General features: G+C 43.8%; 23 protein-coding genes. 10 read left to right on the plus strand and 13 right to left on the minus strand.

The window, feature by feature from the left end:
- Positions 1 to 151: 151 nt before the first annotated feature.
- Positions 152 to 274 carry a hypothetical protein gene (locus QUA99_RS28990; protein WP_333411523.1) on the minus strand — a complete coding sequence of 41 codons (123 nt, stop codon included), beginning with the start codon at positions 272 to 274 and terminating at the stop codon, positions 152 to 154.
- A 275-nt stretch (positions 275 to 549) separates the two neighbouring features.
- Here QUA99_RS28990 and QUA99_RS28995 point away from each other — a divergent pair, with 275 nt between their 5' ends.
- Positions 550 to 795 (plus strand): hypothetical protein, encoded by a 246-nt coding sequence (locus QUA99_RS28995; protein ID WP_333243829.1) that lies wholly within the window; start codon positions 550 to 552, stop codon positions 793 to 795.
- Positions 796 to 807: 12 nt separating this feature from the next.
- Here QUA99_RS28995 and QUA99_RS29000 read toward each other — a convergent pair whose 3' ends face one another.
- Positions 808 to 990, minus strand: a complete 183-nt coding sequence (locus tag QUA99_RS29000; RefSeq protein WP_333243833.1) for a hypothetical protein — start codon at positions 988 to 990, stop codon at positions 808 to 810.
- On the opposite strand from QUA99_RS29000, the gene QUA99_RS29005 reads away from it, so the two are divergent.
- Both QUA99_RS29005 and QUA99_RS29010 read left to right on the plus strand, forming a co-directional pair.
- Positions 984 to 1,853, plus strand: a complete 870-nt coding sequence (locus QUA99_RS29005) for an Rpn family recombination-promoting nuclease/putative transposase (protein ID WP_333243836.1) — start codon at positions 984 to 986, stop codon at positions 1,851 to 1,853. The genes QUA99_RS29000 and QUA99_RS29005 overlap by 7 nt on opposite strands.
- A 65-nt stretch (positions 1,854 to 1,918) precedes the next feature.
- Positions 1,919 to 2,740 carry an Rpn family recombination-promoting nuclease/putative transposase gene (locus QUA99_RS29010; RefSeq protein ID WP_333243839.1) on the plus strand — a complete coding sequence of 274 codons (822 nt, stop codon included), beginning with the start codon at positions 1,919 to 1,921 and terminating at the stop codon, positions 2,738 to 2,740.
- A 20-nt stretch (positions 2,741 to 2,760) separates the two neighbouring features.
- On the opposite strand, the gene QUA99_RS29015 is transcribed toward QUA99_RS29010, so the two are convergent.
- On the minus strand, positions 2,761 to 3,969 hold the full coding sequence (locus tag QUA99_RS29015; protein ID WP_333243842.1) for a hypothetical protein: 1,209 nt from the start codon (positions 3,967 to 3,969) through the stop codon (positions 2,761 to 2,763).
- A 33-nt stretch (positions 3,970 to 4,002) separates the two neighbouring features.
- The gene (gene ilvA / locus QUA99_RS29020) at positions 4,003 to 5,535 is read right to left on the minus strand and encodes a threonine ammonia-lyase, biosynthetic (RefSeq protein WP_333243884.1); all 1,533 of its coding nucleotides are present in this window, start codon (positions 5,533 to 5,535) and stop codon (positions 4,003 to 4,005) included.
- A 30-nt stretch (positions 5,536 to 5,565) separates the two neighbouring features.
- Here ilvA and QUA99_RS29025 point away from each other — a divergent pair, with 30 nt between their 5' ends.
- The 4 genes from QUA99_RS29025 to QUA99_RS29040 all read left to right on the plus strand — a co-directional run bounded on the left by QUA99_RS29025 (position 5,566) and on the right by QUA99_RS29040 (position 6,746).
- Positions 5,566 to 5,826 carry a BrnT family toxin gene (locus tag QUA99_RS29025; RefSeq protein ID WP_333243845.1) on the plus strand — a complete coding sequence of 87 codons (261 nt, stop codon included), beginning with the start codon at positions 5,566 to 5,568 and terminating at the stop codon, positions 5,824 to 5,826.
- Between the two features lie 67 nt (positions 5,827 to 5,893).
- Positions 5,894 to 6,136, plus strand: coding sequence for a hypothetical protein (locus QUA99_RS29030; RefSeq protein WP_333243887.1), 243 nt, complete (start codon positions 5,894 to 5,896; stop codon positions 6,134 to 6,136).
- Positions 6,137 to 6,171: 35 nt separating this feature from the next.
- On the plus strand, positions 6,172 to 6,405 hold the full coding sequence (locus QUA99_RS29035) for a DUF433 domain-containing protein (protein WP_333243848.1): 234 nt from the start codon (positions 6,172 to 6,174) through the stop codon (positions 6,403 to 6,405).
- Positions 6,402 to 6,746 carry a DUF5615 family PIN-like protein gene (locus tag QUA99_RS29040; RefSeq protein ID WP_333243851.1) on the plus strand — a complete coding sequence of 115 codons (345 nt, stop codon included), beginning with the start codon at positions 6,402 to 6,404 and terminating at the stop codon, positions 6,744 to 6,746. The genes QUA99_RS29035 and QUA99_RS29040 overlap by 4 nt, the downstream gene beginning before the upstream one ends.
- 6 nt (positions 6,747 to 6,752) lie before the next feature.
- Here the strand turns inward: QUA99_RS29040 and QUA99_RS29045 are convergent, their stop codons facing one another.
- Both QUA99_RS29045 and QUA99_RS29050 read right to left on the minus strand, forming a co-directional pair.
- The gene (locus QUA99_RS29045) at positions 6,753 to 7,760 is read right to left on the minus strand and encodes an MAE_28990/MAE_18760 family HEPN-like nuclease (RefSeq protein ID WP_333411521.1); all 1,008 of its coding nucleotides are present in this window, start codon (positions 7,758 to 7,760) and stop codon (positions 6,753 to 6,755) included.
- A gap of 60 nt (positions 7,761 to 7,820) precedes the next feature.
- On the minus strand, positions 7,821 to 8,993 hold the full coding sequence (locus QUA99_RS29050) for a DUF262 domain-containing protein (RefSeq protein WP_333243857.1): 1,173 nt from the start codon (positions 8,991 to 8,993) through the stop codon (positions 7,821 to 7,823).
- Between the two features lie 308 nt (positions 8,994 to 9,301).
- On the opposite strand from QUA99_RS29050, the gene QUA99_RS29055 reads away from it, so the two are divergent.
- Complete coding sequence (locus QUA99_RS29055) at positions 9,302 to 9,856, plus strand: GNAT family N-acetyltransferase (protein ID WP_333243860.1); 555 nt, start codon at positions 9,302 to 9,304, stop codon at positions 9,854 to 9,856.
- Positions 9,857 to 9,947: 91 nt separating this feature from the next.
- On the opposite strand, the gene QUA99_RS29060 is transcribed toward QUA99_RS29055, so the two are convergent.
- From QUA99_RS29060 to QUA99_RS29080, 5 genes are all read right to left on the minus strand, one after another.
- Positions 9,948 to 10,517 (minus strand): hypothetical protein, encoded by a 570-nt coding sequence (locus QUA99_RS29060; RefSeq protein ID WP_015177425.1) that lies wholly within the window; start codon positions 10,515 to 10,517, stop codon positions 9,948 to 9,950.
- A 188-nt stretch (positions 10,518 to 10,705) separates the two neighbouring features.
- Entirely contained in the window at positions 10,706 to 11,563 is an 858-nt protein-coding gene (locus tag QUA99_RS29065; protein WP_333243863.1) for a bifunctional class I SAM-dependent methyltransferase/HIT family protein, read from the minus strand.
- Between the two features lie 109 nt (positions 11,564 to 11,672).
- A complete protein-coding gene (locus tag QUA99_RS29070) occupies positions 11,673 to 13,370 on the minus strand; it encodes an Hsp70 family protein (protein ID WP_333243865.1) in 1,698 nt (565 codons plus the stop codon).
- Between the two features lie 89 nt (positions 13,371 to 13,459).
- The gene (locus QUA99_RS29075; RefSeq protein ID WP_333243867.1) at positions 13,460 to 14,242 is read right to left on the minus strand and encodes an XRE family transcriptional regulator; all 783 of its coding nucleotides are present in this window, start codon (positions 14,240 to 14,242) and stop codon (positions 13,460 to 13,462) included.
- A gap of 11 nt (positions 14,243 to 14,253) precedes the next feature.
- The gene (locus QUA99_RS29080) at positions 14,254 to 14,466 is read right to left on the minus strand and encodes a DUF2997 domain-containing protein (protein WP_333243870.1); all 213 of its coding nucleotides are present in this window, start codon (positions 14,464 to 14,466) and stop codon (positions 14,254 to 14,256) included.
- Positions 14,467 to 14,548: 82 nt separating this feature from the next.
- On the opposite strand from QUA99_RS29080, the gene QUA99_RS29085 reads away from it, so the two are divergent.
- Positions 14,549 to 15,583: a low specificity L-threonine aldolase gene (locus QUA99_RS29085; RefSeq protein WP_333243873.1), complete on the plus strand. Its 1,035-nt coding sequence runs from the start codon at positions 14,549 to 14,551 to the stop codon at positions 15,581 to 15,583.
- 196 nt (positions 15,584 to 15,779) lie between these two features.
- Here QUA99_RS29085 and QUA99_RS29090 read toward each other — a convergent pair whose 3' ends face one another.
- Positions 15,780 to 16,178 (minus strand): DUF4112 domain-containing protein, encoded by a 399-nt coding sequence (locus QUA99_RS29090; protein ID WP_333243876.1) that lies wholly within the window; start codon positions 16,176 to 16,178, stop codon positions 15,780 to 15,782.
- 71 nt (positions 16,179 to 16,249) lie between these two features.
- Positions 16,250 to 16,588, minus strand: a complete 339-nt coding sequence (locus QUA99_RS29095; RefSeq protein WP_333243879.1) for a helix-turn-helix domain-containing protein — start codon at positions 16,586 to 16,588, stop codon at positions 16,250 to 16,252.
- 116 nt (positions 16,589 to 16,704) lie between these two features.
- Here QUA99_RS29095 and QUA99_RS29100 point away from each other — a divergent pair, with 116 nt between their 5' ends.
- Positions 16,705 to 17,403: a pirin family protein gene (locus QUA99_RS29100; RefSeq protein ID WP_333243881.1), complete on the plus strand. Its 699-nt coding sequence runs from the start codon at positions 16,705 to 16,707 to the stop codon at positions 17,401 to 17,403.
- Positions 17,404 to 17,593: the final 190 nt, after the last annotated feature.

A 17,593-nucleotide genomic window follows, 5' to 3' on the forward strand; every position in this document is an offset into this window, starting at 1 on the left:
GTTATTAAATGGGAGCGAAAAATCAAAAATAAAGGCAATGCTATTTTATCCGGTTTAGCTGCGTAGCAGCTTATCTCGAAAAGTGCGCGCCAGCGAAGCTATCGGGAAGGGAATCCCCCGTCAAATCCGATCGACCTTCTGAACAATAAGTCTATTCTGTGTTTGTAGATCGATCGACCTCACCCTCACCCTCATCCTCCAAAATCTCACCCAAATAGCGCTGCACAAACTCCTGCGCTGCATCTATATCGATCGACTTTAACGCCACAACCATCTTCACAAGCGTGTCTCCAGTTGGATCTATCAACTCATTAAACCAACGATAGACAACAGAACTTCACACACCCATTGCGTGAGCCAATTTGTTTTGGCTAATGCCATAGGTGTTCAGCACATCTCTCAAAACTCGACCAGCTTTTCTCATGCACCCCATGATGCCAAGGGATGCCCCAACCGTAAATGACTACATATGTGTAGTGATTGCCATCTGATTGGTAGTAACTACACAATATGTAGTGATTAGTTGATTTTGAAGATGAGGACTTCCCAATGGCTAAAGACTTTCCAATCGAACCGCCCAACGACACCCAACAAGACGCAGAGCCCACGGACGATCGAGAAAACCGGGAACCCGTGCGTATCATGGTTGTTGGCTCCCGCCAAGGCATAACCGCCGTAGTAAATTGGCTGGTGCGACTAAATTTTGCCCAAATGGCAGACTGGAGCGACTTGCAGCGTGCACCGAATACGGGCCAGTGGATGCGCGTGCTCACCAAATGGTTGCAGAAGAATTGAGGCAACTGACGACTAGGGCGATCGCATTTCATAAACCTGATGTTTGGAAATCGTGCGATCGCTCGTCAAGTTCGTAGGCGCAAGCCGGGGCGTAGCCATCGACCTTCTAATACAATTAAGACAGCGAACGTTGAGGATGAAATCAAGTGTTACTATCGAAATAGCGATCGTGATTCCCGATTCCCACCATGACATTCATCAACCCCAAAACCGATTACGCCTTCAAAAAAATCTTCGGTTCCTCAGATAGCAAAGACATTCTCATCAGTTTCCTCAACGCCATAATTTACGAAGGCAATCCGACTATTGAAGACTTGGAAATTATCGATCCCAACCTCCCGCCCCGAGTTGAAGGCTTAAAAGACTCTTCTTTAGATGTCAAAGCCAAACTTGCCGACGGAACTCTAGTCATCATTGAAATGCAGGTATTAAACGTCGAGTCTTTCGGACAAAGAATCTTGTACAACGCAGCGAAAACCTACGCATTTCAATTGCAGAAAGGAGAAGGATATCGAATGCTCAAACCAGTAATTGCCTTGACGATTACTGATTTCGAGATGTTTAAAAATAGCAGCAAATTAATTTCGAGGTTTGTCTACAAAGAAGAAAACTCTAACTTACAATATCCCGATAATGACATCAAGTTGGTATTTGTAGAATTGCCGAAATTCACCAAATCAGTAGACCAACTAGAAACTCTGGCAGATAAATGGCTCTATTTCATGAAATACGCAATAACGATAACGGAAGTACCGCCAGTAATGGATAGCGTCCCCGAAATTCATCAAGCTTTTGGCATCGCAGATCGAGCGAATTTAAGCCCGGATGAACTGGCAAATATCGAACGGCAAGAAATGTTTATTTACGACCAACAAGGCACGATAATTAAAGCTGTTAAAGACGCCGTTCAAGAAGCTCGACAAGAAGCTCGACAAGAAGGCAGACAAGAAGAAAAGCTGGCGATCGCACGGCAATTACTCGATCGCCTAGATGACGCAACCATAGCCCAAATAACCGGACTTAGCGTTGAGTACGTGCAGAATTTGCGATCGGAATGAGATTTATTTCAAAAAGATCACCGATGATAAAATCGAAATAGCGATCGTGATTCCCGATTCTAACCATGACCTTCATCAACCCCAAAACCGATTACGCCTTCAAAAAAATATTTGGCTCCTCAGAAAGCAAAGACATTCTCATCAGTTTTCTCAACGCCATGATTTACGATGGCAATCCTACCATTGCAGACTTAGAAATTATCAACCCCAACCTGCCGCCCAGAGTCGAAGGTTTGAAAGATACTTATTTAGATGTAAAAGCCAAACTCGCTGATGGTACCCTAGTCATTATTGAAATGCAGGTATTAAACGTAGAGTCTTTCGGCAAGAGAGTTTTGTACAACGCAGCCAAAACTTACGCCTTGCAATTGCAAAAAGGAGAAGGCTACCGAATGCTGAGACCTGTAATTGCACTAACGCTGACTGATTTCGAGATGTTTAAAAAGAGCGATCGGCTAATTTCGAGATTTGTTTACAAAGAAGAAACCACCAATTTCAAATATACTGATAATAACATCGAGTTAATATTTGTAGAACTGCCCAAATTTACCAAACAAGTAGACCAGCTAGAAACCCTGGCCGATAAATGGATTTATTTCATGAAATATGCAATGACGATAACAGATGTCCCGGAAATAATGAATAGCGTTCCAGAGATTCATCAAGCCTTTGACATCGCAAATCAAGTGAATTTAACCCCGGAAGAACTGGAAGATATCGAACGGCGAGAAATGTTTATTTACGACCAACAAGGAGCTATACTCCAAGCCGTTCAAGAAGAAAAGCTGGCGATCGCGCGGCAATTGCTCGATCGCCTGGATGATGCAACTATCTGTCAAACAACCGGACTCAGTATAGAGGATGTGCGGAATTTGCGATCGCAATGAGATTTCTTTGCCCACAACAATCACAACTGCAAAGCCCCAGACACCTTGGCATTTTTAACACTTGAAATCCGAATCAAAGACCCTGATTTTACAGCAATCTTAGGTTTCCATTCATAAACCCCATCGCTAGTCGCGCGGTTGGCTATGCTTTCAACCAACTTATTCTCTCGATACAGCTCAATCTTGACCTCATCCTGAATATTGTCTCTCCACAAAATCAAATAAGGTTTATTTGCTTCCACCTGCACTTTTCCTGCTGGTTTAGCCACCAATATTTTTGGTGAAGCTGTCTGAGATTTTCTATTCCTAAATCCTAAATAGTGCGGCAGTTCCCGAGTGGCAATATTATTTGATTGAGGCAACATAATCTCGCCGATTTTAGGATTGAATAGATAAGTTGAGAGTCCGCCGTCGATCGTCACGATATCTCCTTTCACTCCGAATTCTCGCATTAATTTAGCTGCTGCATCTAATGTCGCTTCATTAACCGTGATAATTGCCAGCAATTCATTACCCTTGCGACCATCTTTGTCCAGCGTACCGATGACGTGATACCTATTTGCGGGATTTTTAGATATGAGTTTAGCTGGATGGTGCTTGTATTCGTAAGTCACAACTGCATTTTGTACTTCTTTTTGATTCAGTGGCTTTCCGGTTTGCGGTTCGTAATTTGTGATATATGCTTCTCGATCGTTCCACACCAAAGCTTTCAATCGAACATTTTTATACTGCCCATCTTTGGGCTTCTTGACGGGGCCGTAGATGCCGTTACCGCCAGTAATAACTTGACCGTTAAATTTGATAGGAAAAGATAGCTGAGTGCTGCGTTCGTATTGTTCAAAAAAAGAACAGTTAATGACGGAAAAAACACCATTACCGTAAAGTTTTTTGTATTCTCCTGTAACTTCAGAGAATAACTTGCTCTTAAAGAAAGGACTGTAATATTTGTTTTCTCCCTGATAATACAATCCTTTATTAAAAGCCATCCGATCCACCTCTCCAATTAGCTGGTCTATTTGCATTTTTTGGACGTTAATAACTTGCAAATAAGCCAGATTTCCGTTGGGTAGTTCTTTTTTGTACAACTCTGCACCATCTCTGGTATCCACAGGTTGAAAATAACTGACTGGGCTGGAAAGTTGTTCGATCGCAAAATGTGCAACTGCTGCCACAACAGCAACAGCAAAAATCATCAAAAAAAACGGCAATATTTTTTTGAGTGCGTTCATAAATATTAATTTGTTTCAAGACCGCAAACCAAACTATCGCAAAAATAGCTTATACGCCGGATTTTGACTCTCATCCCCATACTGATAGCCCAGCGTGTCCAAAAAAGCCTGCCATTTCTGCATCTCATCCGGCGGCACCTGAATTCCCACCACAATTCGCCCGTAATCTGCGCCGTTATTTCGATAGTGAAAAACGCTGATATTCCAGTTAGGACTCATCGAACCGACAAACTTCATCAACGCACCCGGACGTTCGGGAAATTCAAAGCGATAAAACAATTCATGATTCGCCAGCATCGAACGCCCGCCCACCATATGCCGCACGTGCAATTTCGTTAATTCATCATCAGTTAAATCCAAAGTCTTGAAGCCACAATCTTCAAAACTGGCGGCTATTTTCACCGCATCGGCACGGTTTTGAATTTGTACGCCTATAAAAATATGTGCCTCTTTCTCATCCGCAATTCTATAGCTAAATTCAGTTAAATTGCGTTTGCCCAGACATTCGCAAAACCTGCGGAGACTTCCCGGTTGTTCGGGAATTGTGACTGCAAAAATGGCTTCGCGGCGTTCGCCAAACTCGGCTCTTTCTGCTACAAAACGCAGGCGATCGAAATTCATGTTTGCGCCGCAAGCAACAGCAATTAACGTTTCTCCTGCGATTTGTTCCCGTTCGACGTAAGCTTTCGCACCTGCGATCGCCAAAGCGCCAGCAGGTTCTAAGATCGATCGCGTATCTTCAAAAACATCCTTAATCGCCGCGCAAACATCATCCGTATCCACCAAAATAATCTCATCCACATACTCCTGACACAAGCGAAAAGTTTCCTCCCCCACTTCGCGCACAGCAACGCCATCAGCAAATAAACCCACCTGCGACAAACGCACCCGTTTACCGGCTTTCAGCGATTGATTCATGGCATCGGAATCCACAGGTTCGACGCCAATAATTTTAATTTCCGGCCGCAACCGCTTGACATAGGCCGCAATTCCCGAAATCAATCCACCGCCACCAATTGCCACAAAAATCGCGTGAATTGGTTTTTGATGTTGCCGCAGAATTTCCATGCCGATCGTACCCTGTCCAGCAATCACGTAGGGGTCATCAAAAGGGTGAATAAAAGTCATACCTTTTTCCGCCTCTAATTGACGCGCAAAAGCGTAAGCTTCATCGTAAGCATCCCCATGCAAGACTACCTCTCCACCACGGGCTATCACCGCATTTACCTTCACCTGCGGCGTCGTTACGGGCATGACGATAATCGCGCGAGTTCCCAGGTGGCGGGCGGCGAGGGCGACTCCTTGGGCGTGATTGCCGGCGGAAGCTGCAATGACACCTTGTGCTAGCAAATCCGGCGACAGTTGCGCCATTTTGTTGTACGCACCCCGCAGTTTGAAGGAAAACACCGACTGCATATCCTCTCGCTTCAGCAAAAGTTTATTGTTGAGCCGTGCTGATAGATTCGGGGCGGATTCTAGGGCTGTTTCTTGAGCAACATCGTAGACGCGGGCTGTGAGGATTTGTACCAGGTAATCGCAAAGCATGGGGTTAGCAGGTTGGTTGATGCCGGATGGTGGGATAATTGTAGGGCACTTGTGTTAGTATTTTGCGGGGAATTGGCGATCCTCTTCGAGGGCTTCGCTAACGGGCGATCGGAAGTTATCATGGAATTTGAATGGGACGAAATCAAAGCAGCTATCAATCTCAACAAGCACGGTGTAAATTTTGAACAAGCAAAAACCGTTTTCTACAATCCACTTGCCGTAATTTTTGATGATGAAAAACATTCACAAGATGAGCGACGTGAAATTATCATTGGTCACTCTCAAAACAATCAGTTGCTGCTAGTCAGCTAGACTGAACGTGGAAATGCAATCCGTATCATTAGTGCCCGTCTAGCCACGAAAAAGGAGCGTGAAGACTATGAAGAAAACGCCTTTTAATGAATCTTCAAACTCGGAAGATGAGCTTTTACCGGAGTACCGCTTGGACTACAAAAAAGCCAAACCCAACCGTTTTGCAAATCGCAGTGGAAAGCAACAAATGACAATCGTTGTTTTGGATGAGGATATTGCCCGGATTTTCTCAACACCGGAGGCAGTAAACAAGGTGCTTCGGGCGCTGATTGAAGCGATGCCTCAAGCAAGTAGTGGGGATACAGTTTAAAGTCCTAAAATAATGACTTTCTCTAGGTATGACTTATGCTAGACAAAACTGCTTTACTCGATCGCATTACTCAAACTCCGGGTAAATGTGGAGGCCGCCCCTGTATCCGAGGCATGAGAATTCGAGTTAGCGATATTCTGGAAACTCTAGCAGATAATGTTCCTGCTAGTGAAATTCTGGCAGATTTTCCCGATTTAGAACCTGAAGATATTCAAGCTTGCTTGCTGTTTGCTGCACTCCGAATTGACTTTCCGAGGATTGCTGTATGATTTTCTGGCTAAATGCTCAACTTCCTCCTAGTCTCGCAGAATGGTTGAGTATTACATTTGGTGTGAGTGCAGTAACTCTACAAGATATTGGGTTGTCAGACGCTCAGGATATTGAGATATTTAATGCAGCTCGCGCTAACGGTTATGGCACTGTTGTTATCACGAAATATCGAGATTTTATCGATTTAGTAATTCCTTTAGGAAGCCCGCCACAAATTCTGTGGTTAACGTGTGGGAATATTACCAATAGAGACTTGCAACGCATTTTTACCCGCGCTTTTCCTGAAGCTTTGGAGTTGCTGCAAAATGGTGAAAATATTGTTGAAATCGGTAGAGCTTAACAATATTCAGTCAACTCGATACGAGCTAGTTACATAAATAGTCAATCCTCTTCTGGCATCGCGATCGAACTTTAACCCTACTTCGGCCTCCGAGGTTATTTCCACCTGATTGTGAAAAATATCATTAAGCTTAATGCTCTCAATTTTAGCAGAGTAGCAGTACGACAATTTATCATTAACTAAAACTAGAAAAACACGTTCTTCTACAGTTAAGGTAACTTCCTGAACTTTGGCTACGTATGCTTGTTGCTTTTTGAACCACTCAGTAATTTCTCCAATCTCCCTTACCAGCCCTAGAGCTTTCTGGAGTAAAATTATCTTGTAGGTGACTAAATCAGCCAGGGATTTACATAAAGCCTCAACAAAATCACCTAAGTCCAACAGTTCTTGAGTTCCCAAAATCTGATTTGTAGAGCCGTGTGCTGCTTCATTCCGATAGTCAACGAGTTGGTTGAGTTCTCCTTCAGCCGTGTTTTGACGGCCGCGAACTTCCTCGACAAAATATTTAATTTCTTTGTGGTTACTTACCCATTTCCACGCCTCATCAATCCCAGCATTTTTCAAAACTGTTTCTAGCGCTTCCTTCCGTAAATTTTGCTCGTGCAATAGGAAAGCATCAGGAAGTAGTTCGTATTTTCCAGTGTCAGTAATTCCACAGGATAATCCTTGCACTACTTTCTCAACTGAAAGGTGTTGAAACCTATTCTTTTTGATGTCAATCAATAAACGCCCTATACCCTCTCGATGGGTATTTTGGATTTTTTCTCCCAAATCTGAATAACGTGGAACCAAATCGGGCATCCGTCGCAGCCAATCCGAAATTAAATCCTCAACGAAGCGCTCGTAAATAGCGTACAATCGGGTTACAACAGCAGAGCGATCGTAAATTCTCCACTCGTCTTTGCTAGGTATTTCCTCTATTAATGCGGCAAATTCAGGATTTTCTTTCAACTGTTTTATATCTGAACTGTCTTGAAATACGATTTTTCTAAGTTGATCGTTAATCTTTATCATCGAACGGACAGTGGAAATTTTAAGACAGACTGTCTCGAGAAGCTCGTCAAACATCGCAAGTTACTCTCCGATAACTTGCAAAAGCATTTCGTCAAATATCCTGATTCGATCCTGAATCTCTGCCTTGGTTTTTCCACCTCCTGTGAGAAGACTAGATTCAGGTTTTTTAAAGAGGTTCTTTGTCTCTTCAATAATTCGATCTTTTATAGCGATTATTTTTGTTTCATCGGGCAAGTACCTGCTCAAACCAACCATAATTGCATCATAATATGCTTTATAACTCTTTTTAGACCAAGTTTGAGTTTTCTGGTCAAATGGTTTGAATAAATGCTCTCCGTAAATTAGGTGAGCTATTGTGAGAGTTTTGAGAAAAATAGATTCCAAGTAATTGATATCTTGCTCATCAAATTTTAAACTTCTCATCATGTACAAATCTAAAAAGCCTTCCATTCCCCGTTGGAAATTATCGACATTTCTGAGAGCAAAAAAACGCAGCACTAACTCAGCATCTTCCATTTTTTTATAAAGGGTATTTTTCTCCAATTCGGCGCTGTTATCCTCTGTCGGAATTCCCCAAGCTTCTGCAAATATGGGATGACGCGATAATTTTAGCAACAGTTCATTGAACTTTCCATAATACAAACAGTTTCGCACTTCCTGTTGACTTAAATCTACGCCTCCAGTGTTAAGACGCTCAAAGGTTTTTTGTTTTAAGAATAGAGCCTCTTCAGGATCGGAGGTTGATTCGGCAATAATTACTGTCGATGATATAGAACGACGGTCGATACCGGCTCTAATTTTTTGAGGAAGTTGATTGTAGGTACGTCCATTTAATTCAGGCCAAAGTTCAAGCCCTGTTAATGAAAGCTTGTTTTCATAAAAATCTTGAATCGCAGTAATTCTTTGTTGACCATCCATAACCTCATATGAATAGTACTCTTTTTCGTATAAAATTATTGACGGAACGGGAATATTGATCAGAAATGATTCGATTAATTGGGATTGCATCTTGGGAGTCCAACGCGCCCTTCTTTGGTAAAATGGTCGCACGTTCATATAACCAGGCTTCTTTAATGCCTCGACAAAGCTCGGAAGCTTTTCACGGTTGATTTCGGTAAGAATTCTATTTTCTCTTAACTCGTACTTATGGTTGATATCATGATCGGACATTTTAGTGCGAGTTTTTGCAGGCAAACTCACCCACATTTTTTCTTCAAATGGTGCGATCTGCATTGACCGTAGTCTCCCTAAGCACAACTTGTTAATAATTATAGCATTTTCAGGATTAGCCGATCGACTAAAATCTAGCAAAAAGTGCGATCGCAAATTATCCCTGCAGAAGATCGATCGCCCTTACCCGATCGCAAAATCCGATTTTATGGCAAAATTAGCCTAGACTGAAATATGAAAGCTAGCGATCGGGCAAGCTGTAGCGAATGTTGCCCTCGTGAGTCCTGACTTCGTTTTTGCCGTTTCCCCCGGTTATAAAATCCGGTTTGTGAGCGTATTAGTCCGTAATCCTTGATTTAGTATGTAAATTCATGAACGTACAAATTACAGATTTGCGTGCGGTTGACGAGCCAAAAATTCAACAGGTAGCTAGATTAATAGTTGAAGGTTTTAAAGACCATTGGCCCGATGCTTGGCCCGATCTAAAATCTGCGCTGCAAGAAGTGCAAGAATCTTTGGAACCGGATCGCATCAGTCGAATTGCTGTCGGCGACAACAATCAAGTTTTGGGATGGATTGGCGGGATTAAACAGTATGACGGTAATGTTTGGGAACTGCACCCGCTGGTAGTGAGAACAGAATTTCGCGGACAAGGAATTGGTCGATCGCTCGTAGCTGATTTAGCAGCAGAAGCTAAAAACCGGGGAGGGCTCGTGCTGTGGGTGGGTACCGACGACGAAGACAATCAAACCACTCTTTCAGGCATCAATCTTTATCCTAACGTTTGGGAACACATCGCCAAAATTAGAAATTTGCGCGGTCATCCCTACGAATTTTATCAAAAAATGGGTTTTGCGATCGTGGGAGTGATGCCCGACGCCAACGGAATTGGCAAGCCAGATATTTTCATGGCAAAGCGGTTGTAAAGTTTAATGTTGGTTCTAAATTTACTGGCCGGTGGCTTGCCAATCCAACACTTAGCAAAATTAGTTCTTGAAATTTTCCCTGAAAATCGGTCTAGTCTGGACGTGCGAACCCCGTTCGAGGGTCGCTAATAAACAAACCCAGAACTAACGAATCCATCACCGTATCCCAGACAGGAGTCAAACGTTCAGCATCATCAACCCAGTAATCAAAAGTAATCAAACACTGAACATTAGAACCCAATCCAATACAGATTCGCGAATAAGCTTCCCGCTGTTCTGGAGGGTCGATAAACTTAAATTCAGTCCAAACAACGCGGGCAGTTTGGCGCTTCAATTGGATAATTTCCCCAAAAGCGATCGGATTCCGCGTATCATCTTCAACCACCTTCTGTAATAGCGGCACCAGCGGAAAATCTGCCCAGTTATTAGGTGGTAGCAAATTAAACGAAACCTCCAAACGACAATCATCATCCGGCGGCTTTTTATCCGTAAATCGGAACGAATTAGTATCCGGTTCAAAATGCCAATCTTCCGGCACATCAAAGCGGACTGCACCTCTTCCTGCTACAAAAATTCGAGTTCCAGGCTTTGACTTCCAATTGTGGTTTTCTTTGAGCTCTAGAGTTTCCTTGAGCCATTCTTGCTTTTTGCGCTTAGACATAAACAGAACACCAAATTGCTGCTAATGTGTAGTTTTAGACCTTGCAAACACATTTTAACTCTATTTTGCTCGCCGTTTGCTCAAATATAACAATCCTTACAAAAATTATGAATTCCTCTCTTCTCTATTCCTCTGTGTTCTCTGCGCCTCTGCGGTAAAAAAGAATTCCCTTCACAATTTGCTAACTTTTATTTTTCACTCTTCGGAATCACATACCTAATTCCGCCTTTATTCCCAGCCGCATCGCCCTTGTAACGCGGGATAACATGAATAGCCGCGTGACTGCGACTTTGACCAGCCTGTTTATTAATATTAATTCCCACATTAAAACCGTCAGGCTGAAACTCTTTACTTAACATTTCTTGCACCTTATTAGCCATAAACCAGCAAGCCGATTGCTCTCGAAAAGGCAGTTCAAAATAATTAGCAACGTGACGCTTGGGGATGATTAAAACATGACCTTTGCTGGCGGGATAACCGTCAAACATCGCAAAAGCTGTTGCTGATTCAGTTAGCAAAATTAGGTTTTTATACGGATTGCAAAATATGCAGTTATTAGTAGAATTTCTTTGATGGTTGTAATGGACGTATTTGTAAATTTCGCAAGACTCATCTAGGTGAAGTGGCTTAAAGGGAAGTTTGACAATACACTGATATGTAGGTTTTTTGTGGACATAATGTTCTCGAAAGCCTTCTTTTTTGATATCCCTTCTCACCGCAAAATACGCATTTCCTCCTGGTTTCAACAGGTGCGACACTTCCATCAGGACATTAGCTTGTTCTTCAGGAAACAAAACATTCAAAACATAAAAGCAAATGATTGTGTCGAATTTATCTTCGGGGAATTCCGGGAAATAATAAGGGTCATAACCCGTAATATCGAAGCCTTTTTGCTGCAACAATTTCACATCACTGCCGAAGCCGCACCCAAAATCTAAGACTTTGCCTTGCAGCAAGTTTTTATCAAATAAAAACCTTGCCGGGAATGACAGGGAAATTCTTTCGATTGCCGTCAGGTGGCTGAATTTATTTTGTTGCTTTTTCATGGCGGCATAAATTTGATTTAAAGCGATATTCTTCAGTCAGCGCACCATCCAGACGAGAGTTTGTGGAGTAGCAATTTCCAGATCCGAATGTTATCTAAAAATTTTACCATTATTGTAGTTTGGCGATCGCCCCTTTTTCCACCAACACCTTACCAGTCACCAAATCCCGCACCGTCGCCAACAAAACCCGCCTCTCATCCACCTCAAAACTCACCGAAACCCTGTCAATTCCCAATACCCCAGGCGGGTTCAAATGCGCCACACAAACCTGCTGGTGGTGGCTTTCCAGAGAGCGAAAATCCGCCTGTTTGTTGAGCAAACTGCTCGTCATTTGCCCTTTTTTGTTAAAAATAACCTCCGCTTGCGATACCTCCGCAACTTCCCCAATATCTAAGCGAATTTCCCTTTGCCCTTCAATTGCCACTTGCAGCGTCAACTCTTCGGAACTTTGACAGGGATACTTCATTTCCTTGCTAAATATCGGCGAATAAGCATAAGCTTTAGCATAAGGTTCCCAAAGGCGAATTGCATAGCTGTGGCGCAAATAATCATCAACACTCGCTAATTGTGTCAAGGCTAAAGCACCGTGTGCCACTGCTTCAAATGGCTTATCTCTTTGAACTTTTTGCCGCCCAAAATACGAAACCACTAAATTAGATATAGCCGGAATTAAAGAAGTTCCTCCTACCAGCAAAACCTGTTCGATATCTGCTTTGCCGATACCTTTTCCCAGTGCAATAGTCAGCACTTCATCTAAACTTTCCCGCAACTGTTCTAACAACTGCCTAGATTCCAGAATTTCCTCAAGCTTGTCTCGGTTTAGCTGCAAGTCGTAAGACATAAAATTTTCATCGTCAAACCAGCTTTCCTTCGCCTCATTAACTTGAGACAGTTGAATTTTTAATTTTTCCGCTATTTCTAATAAGTTTTGCCAGCCAACTGGGCCGACTTCTGCGCGCGACGAACCAATTTGCCGCAAATAATCTTCGACAATCCAGATGTCAATATCTTCGCCGCCTACATAAGCATCGGATTTTGCCAACACTTCGGCACGCACCCCCCCCAGCCCCCCCTTGGTAAGGGGGGGAGCGAGATTTCTCTCCCCCAGGCTTTGGGGGGGAGCGAGATTTCTCTCCCCCTGGCTAAGGGGGGAAGCGAGATTTCTCCCCCCCTTGGTAAGGGGGGGTAAGGGGGGGGTTAGAGCAGTACGAACTAAACTTAAATCTAAAGTTCCGCCGCCAAAATCAACTACTAAAACTAGAGAGCCGGGGCGTTGTACTGCATATCCCAGGGCGGCGGCTGTGGATTCATCTATTACCTGAACTTCCGCAACTCCCAAACTTTCTCCTAAGTCGCGAAACCAATCTAGATATCGCTCAAATGCTCCAACGGGGACTGTAAAAATTACTTTGTCGGGGTGTATATTTTGTATATACAACTGTTTCCAAATAGTTTTGATAAACTGTTCTGCTACTGATTCTGACCTGTAGGTTTCGCCATCAAGGTTGCGGGGTGGTGGCTGAAAGTCGGCGGCTAAATTGCGTTTAAAAGCTTTGAAAAAGCGGTCTGGCTGGGATTGCCCCAAACGCTGCGATCGCACTTTTTCTCCCAGCACCAACTCTCCGGCATTTTTCACAAAAACTAAAGTCGGCACTACAGATATTTCTCGAATATCTCCGCTCAAATTCTTCGTTTTAAAAATGCGGGACATCTCGCCCAATCGCAAAGTTTCTGGTGTTTTCGTATCCGGGTTAAGAATGCAGACAACGGTATTGCTGGTGCCGAAGTCAATGGCAACTGTAGTCATGGTGATTTTAGATTTTAGATTTTAGATTTTAGATTTAATTTTTCATTGGCAACTGTAGTCATGGTGATTTTAGATTTTAGATTTTAGATTTAATTTTTCATGCCCGCTGGAAGGGTGCGACTAACTTTAGCAGGAGTAAGAATTCGCTCTCCCTCGCGATAGCCGACAAACCGAATATAAACTAATTCTCCTTCGGTTATATCCTCAACATCCGGCTGGTGCAACTGCGGATTGTAAGCAGTTTGTTCCCACGCAGAACCAATCATTTCAAAATCCCAACTTGACAAGAGATTTTCTAAGGGAGTAAACAAAGCTGAGAGATTTTTGGCGGGCATATCCGGCTTGGCTTCTGCCATTTTGCGGGCGGCGGGATAGTTGGTTAACAAAGTTTGCAACTGTTCAAAGGTAGCGCGGCGAAAATCGGCAGTTAGTTGAGCTTTTTGCTGCTGCAATTCCGATCGCAGCCGGAAACACTGCTGCCTCAATTCTTCTATTTCGCTGGGATCAGTTGTGATTGTAGCCGATATGGGCAGCGCGAGCAAAGTGCGATCGAACTCTTGGAAATTCAAATTCAGCACTGTTGCCAGCCGTCTCAGTTGGTCTACCGTGAGTTTTCCCACGTCTCCCTGCCGCACTAAGCGCACTCCAAAGCGACTTAAGCCTGCTTTTTCGCCTAAGTCTTGCCAATCGAGAATGTCTAGCTGATTCATGCGTTCCCGCAGAATTGTATCGTACTTAAACTCGATCGCATCTCCCGCCTCAGATGCAGCATAAAGGTAGATTAAAATTAGAAAAATGCCCCCGACAGCCAGCGCGAAGCTGAAGGCAGGCAGTGTTGTTACATCAACTGTTGCACCCAGGATATCAAACATCTTTAACTCTTCTAAACTTGTTTTAAAGTCTGCGTTTGTTCAACAAGCAAATTTTCTTCGCCTTGGTAGTATTCTGGCAGCAAGTCTTGAGATTCTACTTTTCCGAGGGCTTTTTCAATTCCGGCGGTGGTTTCGGTGCAACTCGAACCGGTGGCGTTGAGGACGGTTTCGGTAATTTTGCCGTCTTTGCCGATGCGGTATTCTATTTGGCGGTATTCTGCCATAATTCTGCCTCTTGGTTTAATGCTTGAGTGTTGACTGCTGAGGGTTGAGTTATATTATAGATTCTATTTACCAATTATTCTAATGAATTTTTGTAGCGACAATGCAACCGGGGTTTCGCCGGAGATTATGGCGGCGATTGCAGCGGCTAATTGCGGTGCTGTGATGTCTTACGGAGATGATGAATATACGCAGCGTTTGCAAGTTAAATTTTCGGATTTGTTCGAGACATCGGTGACTGTTTTTCCTGTAGCAACTGGTTCTGCTGCTAATGCTCTGGCACTTGCGGTTATGACTCCTCCTTACGGGGCTGTTTACTGTCACGCGGACTCTCATATTAATCTGGATGAATGCGGCGCGCCGGAGTTTTTTACAGGCGGTGCAAAGTTAGTGACAGTAACAGGAAATCATGGTAAAATAGAGGCAGAGACTTTAGGAGAAATGCTCGATCGCGCTGGTGCAGGTGTCGTCCACCACGTACAGCCCGCAGCCGTCAGCATCACTCAAGCAACGGAAGCCGGCACAGTCTACAATCCAGCAGAAATTTCCCACATTTCGGAAGTAGTTCGCAGCCACAATTTGCACCTGCACATGGATGGAGCTCGCTTTGCCAATGCGGTCGTGAATTTGGGCTGTTCTCCTGCGGATGTAACTTGGCGGGCTGGTGTGGATATTCTCTCCTTTGGAGCGACAAAAAACGGTGCGATGGCTGCGGAAGCTGTGGTTTTTTTTAATCAAGAATTAGCAAAGACTTTCCCTTTTTACCGCAAGCGCAGCGGGCATCTTTTCTCGAAAATGCGATTTTTGTCGGCACAGTTGGAAGCGTATATAACGGATGATTTGTGGCTGAAGAATGCGGCTCATGCAAATAATATGGCAGCCAAGTTAGCCGAAGGTTTGGCGGGAGTTGAGGGAGTAAAGTTTTGCCATCTAGTTGAAGCTAACGAGATTTTCATGCAGATTCCAGAATCGATAATTGCAGCGGTTTTAGCTGAGGGTTTTCAGTTTTATCGGTGGGACAGTGAAGCTGGATGTACTGTGAGACTTGTAACGGCTTTTAATACTCAGGAAGCTGATGTGATTGCTTTGGTGGAAGCGGTTAAACGCCATCAGTTATGATTTCGTAGGGGCGGTTTTTACGAATGATAACGGCCAGCGATGAACAATCTAAGAAACCCGCCCCCACCTAACAAATAATCCACATCAACCTTGATTTATATTAAATGCAAAAAATAGGCGCGGGGATTTCTCGTCGGGTGGGGGCGGGTTTGAGAGATTGTTGGTTATTTACAATTATTGTGCGTGAAACCCGCGCCTACATTTTAAGAGGTTCAGGAATAGGTTCTGCAACTGCGGCTAGTTCGGGTTCAACTGCTTCGAGGTGTGCTTCTAAAAGCGCCAGATTTCTCATGTTTGATTTATAAAAAGCATCGAAGATATCTCCTACTAAAGGTACTGAACCAACGACGGCTTCTAGACCGATATTGTAAATCATTTTCCCTAGAGTTTTTTGGGGAATGTTGAATCGAGTTGCTAAATAAATTAGGTAGGCGGAAAACGCGGTATCTACGATATCCCCAGCACCCGGAACTAAACCGATAATCGGGTCTAAACCAATGCGAAATTTAGTGCCGGGGATGCCAATGGCGGTATCCATCAGGCGGCTGAGTTTGCGGATGCGGTTGAGGGTGGCGAGACGCTCTATGTTGTTCATATTATTATTGTTGAACTAGGTTGAAAGTTTGAAATCTGTCGGAAGACGGAAAAAAAACATCTAGAAACCGCTCATTTTCCATCTTCGCTAATATGCTGAATTCCCCATTCGTGCATGGCATTAATAATCGGTTTGAGACTTTGGCCCAAAGGCGTTAGCGAATATTCAACTTTTGGCGGCACTTGCAGGTAAATTTCCCGGTGCACAATCCCGTCTGATTCCATTTCCCGCAGTTGCTGCGTCAGCATCTTCTGAGTAATGCCGCTGACAGATCGTTGCAGCTCGTTAAAACGCTTCACTCCTTGAAACAACTCCCGCAGAATCAAGACTTTCCAGCGCCCGCCAATCACCTCTAGAGTGCGTTCTACAGGGCAATTTGCTCGATCGACCTTTACTTCTTGGACTTGCATAGTATCTTTTTGGTAACTACCGCACTTTTAAGTGCGTACTACCCATAATAGCTTGACTCGGTTTAAAATAAAAACATCAAAGAAACACTAGATAAATTTCACTGAGGATTCAGAAAATGATTACCGTCAGAAAAAGTGAAGCAAGAGGACACGCTAATCACGGTTGGCTGGACAGTTACCACACATTTTCTTTTGCCGGCTATTACGATCCAAATTATATGAATTTTCGCTCTTTGCGGGTAATTAATGAGGATTTTGTTAGCCCCGGCAGAGGTTTCGGCACTCACGGCCACAGCGACATGGAAATCATTACTTATGTATTAGAAGGAGCATTAGAACACAAGGATAGTTTGGGTACTGGTGCAGTGATTAAACCCGGTGAAGTGCAGCGGATGAGTGCAGGTACGGGTATCCAGCACAGCGAGTTCAATAACTCGCAAACAGACCCGGTTCATTTGCTGCAAATCTGGCTTTTACCCGATACACAGGGATTGCCTCCGAGTTACGAACAACGGGAGTTTCCCGTGGAAGAAAGGCGCGGAAAACTGCGCTTAGTGGCGGCGCGAGATGCCAGAGATGGTGCTGTGAAAGTGCATCAAGATGTTGATTTGTATGCGGCTGTTTTGGATAAAGATTCGCGGGTTTCTCATGCTTTGCAGCCAAATCGTCACGCTTGGGTGCAAGTTGCTCGCGGCTCGGTTTTGCTCAACGGTTTGCCTTTGAAAAATGGCGACGCTGCGGCGGTTAGCGGCGAAACTGAATTGGCGATTGAAGCTACGGCAGATGCTGAATTTTTGCTGTTTGATTTAGCATAAAATTGAATGCGAAATCCCCGACTTCTCCCAGAAAAAGTCGGGGATTTGAAATTACTCGGCGGTTGAAACCGCTCCTTGTCAAACGAAGTCCGCCTGCGCGGACTAAGAAATTAGGCGTTGCTGAATTGAGGTATGATAAATGGAGCGAGCGATTCATAAAAACCAACTAACTGAAAGTGAAAGACAATGC

It is taken from the genome of Microcoleus sp. F10-B2 (assembly GCF_036704965.1).
GTDB lineage: Bacteria > Cyanobacteriota > Cyanobacteriia > Cyanobacteriales > Microcoleaceae > Microcoleus.

Coding starts and splice junctions, on each gene's coding strand:
- QUA99_RS28990 (WP_333411523.1), bottom strand. CDS start 274: ATGGTTGTGGCGTTAAAGTCGATCGATATAGATGCAGCGCAGGAGTTT.
- QUA99_RS28995 (WP_333243829.1), top strand. CDS start 550: ATGGCTAAAGACTTTCCAATCGAACCGCCCAACGACACCCAACAAGAC.
- QUA99_RS29005 (WP_333243836.1), top strand. CDS start 984: ATGACATTCATCAACCCCAAAACCGATTACGCCTTCAAAAAAATCTTC.
- QUA99_RS29000 (WP_333243833.1), bottom strand. CDS start 990: ATGTCATGGTGGGAATCGGGAATCACGATCGCTATTTCGATAGTAACA.
- QUA99_RS29010 (WP_333243839.1), top strand. CDS start 1,919: ATGACCTTCATCAACCCCAAAACCGATTACGCCTTCAAAAAAATATTT.
- QUA99_RS29015 (WP_333243842.1), bottom strand. CDS start 3,969: ATGAACGCACTCAAAAAAATATTGCCGTTTTTTTTGATGATTTTTGCT.
- QUA99_RS29030 (WP_333243887.1), top strand. CDS start 5,894: ATGAAGAAAACGCCTTTTAATGAATCTTCAAACTCGGAAGATGAGCTT.
- QUA99_RS29035 (WP_333243848.1), top strand. CDS start 6,172: ATGCTAGACAAAACTGCTTTACTCGATCGCATTACTCAAACTCCGGGT.
- QUA99_RS29040 (WP_333243851.1), top strand. CDS start 6,402: ATGATTTTCTGGCTAAATGCTCAACTTCCTCCTAGTCTCGCAGAATGG.
- QUA99_RS29045 (WP_333411521.1), bottom strand. CDS start 7,760: ATGATAAAGATTAACGATCAACTTAGAAAAATCGTATTTCAAGACAGT.
- QUA99_RS29050 (WP_333243857.1), bottom strand. CDS start 8,993: ATGCAGATCGCACCATTTGAAGAAAAAATGTGGGTGAGTTTGCCTGCA.
- QUA99_RS29055 (WP_333243860.1), top strand. CDS start 9,302: ATGAACGTACAAATTACAGATTTGCGTGCGGTTGACGAGCCAAAAATT.
- QUA99_RS29060 (WP_015177425.1), bottom strand. CDS start 10,517: ATGTCTAAGCGCAAAAAGCAAGAATGGCTCAAGGAAACTCTAGAGCTC.
- QUA99_RS29065 (WP_333243863.1), bottom strand. CDS start 11,563: ATGAAAAAGCAACAAAATAAATTCAGCCACCTGACGGCAATCGAAAGA.
- QUA99_RS29070 (WP_333243865.1), bottom strand. CDS start 13,370: ATGACTACAGTTGCCATTGACTTCGGCACCAGCAATACCGTTGTCTGC.
- QUA99_RS29075 (WP_333243867.1), bottom strand. CDS start 14,242: ATGTTTGATATCCTGGGTGCAACAGTTGATGTAACAACACTGCCTGCC.
- QUA99_RS29080 (WP_333243870.1), bottom strand. CDS start 14,466: ATGGCAGAATACCGCCAAATAGAATACCGCATCGGCAAAGACGGCAAA.
- QUA99_RS29085 (WP_333243873.1), top strand. CDS start 14,549: ATGAATTTTTGTAGCGACAATGCAACCGGGGTTTCGCCGGAGATTATG.
- QUA99_RS29090 (WP_333243876.1), bottom strand. CDS start 16,178: ATGAACAACATAGAGCGTCTCGCCACCCTCAACCGCATCCGCAAACTC.
- QUA99_RS29095 (WP_333243879.1), bottom strand. CDS start 16,588: ATGCAAGTCCAAGAAGTAAAGGTCGATCGAGCAAATTGCCCTGTAGAA.
- QUA99_RS29100 (WP_333243881.1), top strand. CDS start 16,705: ATGATTACCGTCAGAAAAAGTGAAGCAAGAGGACACGCTAATCACGGT.